Origin of the sequence: Spirillospora sp. NPDC049652 (assembly GCF_040675125.1) — a bacterium.
In the GTDB taxonomy this organism is placed as follows: domain Bacteria; phylum Actinomycetota; class Actinomycetes; order Streptosporangiales; family Streptosporangiaceae; genus Spirillospora.
This window is the reverse complement of the sequence record NZ_JBFAOF010000669.1, coordinates 1-4125: the sequence shown is the minus strand read 5'-3', so window position 1 is coordinate 4125 and position 4125 is coordinate 1. Positions and strand designations below refer to the sequence as shown.

The window sequence follows — 4125 nt, the reverse complement described above, 5'->3', positions numbered from 1 at the left end:
ACCCCGGCGAGCAGCACGAACTGCGGGTCGTCCAGGGAGAGCAGCGCGAGGGCGGCGAGCGCGACGGCCGCCGCGGCCTTCACCACCGGCTGGACCGGCGGCACCCGCCAGCGGGTCGCGGGTTGCGTGTCCTCACTCACGTCCGCCACGGTATCCGTAGCGGCGGCTCCCTCCGCCGCGGGGACGGAGGCATGCGGGCATGAAGTTCCTCATTCGCGACCGGGTGTTCGGCATCGGCGAGGATTTCTGGGTCGAGGACGAGACCGGCCAGAAGGTCTTCCTGGTCGACGGCAAGGCGCTGCGGATCCGGCAGACCTTCGAGCTGAAGACCCGCGAGGGCGAGGTCGTGGCGGTCATCCGCAAGAAGCTGATGAGCGTGCACGACTCGATGGTGGTCGAGCGCGGCGGCGACCGCATCGCGATCGTCCACAAGAAGCACTTCACGCTGTTCCGCGACCAGCTCAAGGTCGACCACGAGGGCGGCGGCGAGTGGACGGTGCGCGGCGACCTGCTCGACAAGGAGTACGGGATCGAGGGCGTGGACGGCCCCGTCGCGCTCATCTCCCGCAAGTGGTTCCGGGTCCGCGACACCTACGCGGTCGACATCGTGGACGGCTACGACGTCCCGCTCGTGCTCGCCGTGGCCGTCTGCGTGGACGCCCTCACCGAGGACAAGCACGACGACTGACCGGTAGCGCGACTGGCCGGTGAAACGCGACGATCGATTCGTTGTCGCGCCTTCTGCCCCTATAGCGTTCGCGGCATGCGACTCGGTGTGCTGGACGTGGGCTCCAACACGGTGCATCTGCTCGTGGTGGACGCCCACCAGGGGGCCCGGCCCCTGCCCGCCTTCTCCCACAAGGAGGAGATGCGGCTCGCCGCCCATCTGGACGGCGACCGGATGACCGCGGAGGGCGAGGCGCGGCTGCTGGCGTTCGTCCGGGACGCGCTGCGCATCGCCGAGGACAAGGGCGTCGAGGACCTGGTCGCGTTCGCGACCTCCGCTGTCCGGGAGGCGGCCAACGGCGCGGAGGTGCTGGCCCGGCTGCGCGCCGAGACCGGCGTGGAGATCCAGGTGCTGCCCGGCCCGGACGAGGCGCGGCTGACGTTCCTCGCGGTGCGCCGCTGGTTCGGCTGGTCGTCCGGGCGGCTGCTGGTGATGGACATCGGCGGCGGCTCGCTGGAGCTCGCCACCGGCATCGACGAGGACCCGGACGTGGCGATCTCGCTGCCGCTCGGCGTCGGCCGGCTGACCCGCGACTGGTTCGCCTCCGACCCGCCGCCGCCCGAGCGGGTGCGCGAGCTGCGCCGGCACGTCCGCGCCGAGATCGCCCGGCGGGTGGGGGAGATCTCCCGCTTCGGCAGGCCCGACCACGCGGTCGCCACGTCCAAGACGTTCCGGCAGCTCGCCCGGATCGCGGGCGCCGCGCCGTCCTCGGACGGCCCGCTGGTGCGGCGCGAGCTCCGGCACGCCGACCTCGCCGAGTGGGCGGACAGGCTCGCCCGGATGCCCGCCGCCGAGCGGGCCGGGCTGCCCGGGGTGTCCGAGCGGCGCGCGCCGCTGCTGCCCGCCGGGGCGGTCGTCGCGGACGCCGCCATGGACCTGTTCGGGCTCCCCGTCCTCGAGGTGTGCCCGTGGGCGCTGCGCGAGGGCGTCATCCTGCGCCGCCTCGACATGATCACCGGCTGACGGGGACGGCCGCCCGGCGGTGCCGTCCGGTGGCGCGGGGCTGGTGGCGCGGGCGGGGCGACCGCTGACCGCATGCGGACGGGGCGCACCCGGCCACCTGCGCGCTTACGGCCACAGGACTTTACTTTCCTTTGACTTAACGCGACATGTCTTGACCGGCCGGTCCGGCCGGGTTGCACTGGGAGCGGGCGGACACGCTTGCGAGGGGTGCGATGAGAGGCGCGAACAGGATCTCCGCGCTGCCGTGCGGACGCTGGACCAAGTGGGCGGTCATCGTCGCCTGGGTCGTGATCGTCATGGTCGCGGCGCCGCTGGCGGGCAGGCTCGTCCACGTGCAGAAGAACGACGCCTCGTCGTGGCTGCCGAAGAAGGCCGAGTCCACCGAGGCGTTCGAGCTGTCGAAACCGTTCGTGCCGTCGGACGAGTACCCGGCGGTCATCGTCTACGAGCGGAGCGGGGGCGCGGTCACGGCCGCCGACCGTGCGAAGGCCACCGCCGACGCGGCGGCGCTGAAGGCCGTCACCGGAAAGCCGAAGGGCGAGCCGCGGCGGCCCATCGTGGCGTCGGTGCAGGGGCCGGTGCCGTCCAAGGACGGCCGCGCCCTGCAGACGATCGTCAACGTCAAGATCGGGTCGTCCGGCTGGGACCTGCTCGGCGCGGCGGTCAAGGACTTCCGCGGGATCACCCAGAAGGGCGGCCCGCCGGGGCTGGCGTCCCACGTCACGGGCCCGGCCGGATACGGCGGCGACTTCGGCAACGTGTTCGGCGGCTTCGACAAGACGCTGCTGCTGATCACCGCCGCGATCGTGGTCCTCATCCTGCTGCTCACCTACCGCAGCCCGCTGCTGTGGATGCTGCCGCTGATCTGCGTGTTCTTCGCCCTGGAGGCGGCGCAGGGGGTGGTGTACCTGCTCGCCGCGCACGCCGGGCTGACCGTCAACGGGCAGGCGGCGTTCATCCTGACCGTGCTGGTGTTCGGGGCCGGCACCGACTACGCGCTGCTGCTCATCGCCCGCTACCGCGAGGAGCTGCGGCGGCACGAGGACCGGCACGAGGCGATGGCGATCGCGCTGCACCGCGCCGGCCCGGCGATCGTCGCGAGCGGGACCACGGTCGCCGTCAGCATGCTGGTTCTGCTGGTCGCCGAGCTGAACTCGACCAAGAGCATGGGCCCGGTGATGGCGATCGGCGTGGCCGTCGCGATGCTCGCCGAGGTCACGCTGCTGCCCGCGATCCTGGTCGCGCTCGGCCGCTGGGTCTTCTGGCCGCGCCGCCCGGCCTACGGCACGGGCGAACCGGCCGACCGCGGCCTGTGGGCCCGAACCGGGACGCGCATCGCGACCCGTCCGCGCGTCACCTGGCTCGGCACCGCGCTCGTCCTCGGGGCCCTGTCGGCCGGGCTGTTCACCCTGCACACCGGGCCGGTCGCCAACAAGGACGCCTTCAGCTCCGGCAAACCCGACTCGGTCACCGGCGAGGAGGTGCTGACCAGGCACTTCCCGGCGGGCACCGGTTCGCCGCTGGTCATCGTCTCCAACGCGGCGCAGCAGCCGCAGGTGCAGGCGGCCGCGTCGCGGGTGCCGGGGGTCATCGGCGTCCATGAGGTCGGGCCGCCGAAGGGCGGCGTCGCGTACATGGAGGGCACGCTGACCACCGCGCCCGACGGCGACGCCGCCTTCCAGACCGTCAAGGACGCGCGGACCGCCGTGCACGGGGTCCCGGGCGCCGCGGCGAAGGTCGGCGGCGGGGCGGCGCTGACCCTGGACGTCAACAAGGCGTCCCGGCACGACCAGTGGCTCGTCATCCCCATCGTCCTCGGCGTGGTGGTCGTCATCCTCGGCCTGCTGCTGCGCGCGGTGGTCGCGCCGGTGGTCCTGGTGCTGACCGTCGTGCTGTCCTACACGGCGGCGATCGGCGTGAGCGCGCTGGTGTTCAAGCACGTCTTCGGGTTCGCCGGAGTCGACCAGTCGTTCCCGCTCTGGACGTTCGTCTTCCTGGTGGCGCTCGGCACGGACTACAACATCTTCCTCATGACGCGTGTGCACGAGGAGGCCGGCCGGCACGGCACGCGGCGCGGCGCGCTCATCGGCCTCGCCGCGACCGGCGGCGTGATCACCTCGGCGGGCGCCGTGCTCGCCGGGACGTTCGCCGCGCTCGGCTCGCTGCCGCTGGTGTTCGTGACGGCGCTCGGCTTCACGGTCGCGTTCGGCGTCCTGCTGGACACCTTCGTCGTCCGGTCGGTGCTGGTCACCGCGCTCAACCTGGACCTGGGCGCGCGGATGTGGTGGCCGAGCCGGCTGGCGCGCGAACCGGCCGTCACCAGCTCGGGTGAGCGAGAGACGACCCCTGCGGGCTGACCCGCCGGTCGCCCGAGCCGTCGGCGCGCACCGCCCGGACGACGGGCGTGGCGTACGGGCCGCGCGTGTAGGCGATCC

Annotated in this window: 3 protein-coding genes; all 3 read left to right on the top strand. The window is 73.0% G+C overall.

Annotated elements, in window-relative coordinates:
- The first annotated feature begins 199 nt into the window (after nucleotides 1–199).
- On the top strand, nucleotides 200–688 hold the full coding sequence (locus AB0J52_RS30255; protein ID WP_500186057.1) for an LURP-one-related/scramblase family protein: 489 nt from the start codon (nucleotides 200–202) through the stop codon (nucleotides 686–688).
- A gap of 75 nt (nucleotides 689–763) precedes the next feature.
- Nucleotides 764–1690 (top strand): Ppx/GppA phosphatase family protein, encoded by a 927-nt coding sequence (locus tag AB0J52_RS30250; protein ID WP_500186056.1) that lies wholly within the window; start codon nucleotides 764–766, stop codon nucleotides 1688–1690.
- Between the two features lie 212 nt (nucleotides 1691–1902).
- A complete protein-coding gene (locus tag AB0J52_RS30245; RefSeq protein ID WP_500186055.1) occupies nucleotides 1903–4047 on the top strand; it encodes an MMPL family transporter in 2145 nt (714 codons plus the stop codon).
- Nucleotides 4048–4125: the final 78 nt, after the last annotated feature.

What these genes read in the sequence shown, in the direction of transcription:
- AB0J52_RS30255 (WP_500186057.1), top strand. Translation starts at nt 200, where the DNA reads ATGAAGTTCCTCATTCGCGACCGGGTGTTCGGCATCGGCGAGGATTTC.
- AB0J52_RS30250 (WP_500186056.1), top strand. Translation starts at nt 764, where the DNA reads ATGCGACTCGGTGTGCTGGACGTGGGCTCCAACACGGTGCATCTGCTC.
- AB0J52_RS30245 (WP_500186055.1), top strand. Translation starts at nt 1,903, where the DNA reads ATGAGAGGCGCGAACAGGATCTCCGCGCTGCCGTGCGGACGCTGGACC.